The sequence below is a fragment of the Corallococcus sp. CA053C genome (genome assembly GCF_003611675.1).
Taxonomy (GTDB): domain Bacteria; phylum Myxococcota; class Myxococcia; order Myxococcales; family Myxococcaceae; genus Corallococcus.
Genome location: NZ_RAWA01000888.1, coordinates 1 through 440, shown reverse-complemented (window position 1 = coordinate 440; position 440 = coordinate 1). Strand labels below are relative to the sequence as shown.

Below are 440 nucleotides of genomic sequence, written 5' to 3'. Positions count from 1 at the left end.
GCGCCCTCGTGGATCAGGTGCGCGAATTCGTAGAGCTCCACTGCAAGAAACGCCGCACCGAACACCCACGTGATGGCCAGCCAGATCTGCATGGCCGAGATCTTGTTCTGCTGCAGCTGCAGCATCGCAAAGCCGTACGTAATAGACGACAGCAGCAGGAACGATGTGTTGAGCGCCACCAGAGGCAACTCAAACAATTCTGCCCCCGTCGGCCCGCCTGCGTACTCGCGGCCCAGGACGCCATAGGCGGCAAACAGGCACGCGAAGATCAGGCAGTCGCTCATCAGGTACAGCCAGAATCCGAGCAGCGTGCCGTTTGGCACGTGCGGTTCTTCGGTGACGTGGAACTGGTAGCCGCCCGGCGGTATGTCATCCACCGTGGTGGTACCACTGGGGCCGGTCACATGCAGAGATGCGGTCGTTTCAGCCATGGCCTGCCA

General features: G+C 61.4%; 1 protein-coding gene. It reads right to left on the bottom strand.

Translation table 11 applies throughout. The features are described from left to right. The coding region (locus D7V97_RS43740) for a cytochrome c oxidase subunit 3 (RefSeq protein ID WP_199729284.1) at positions 1–431 on the bottom strand (431 nt) is incomplete at its 3' end. Between the last annotated feature and the right edge of the window lie 9 nt (positions 432–440).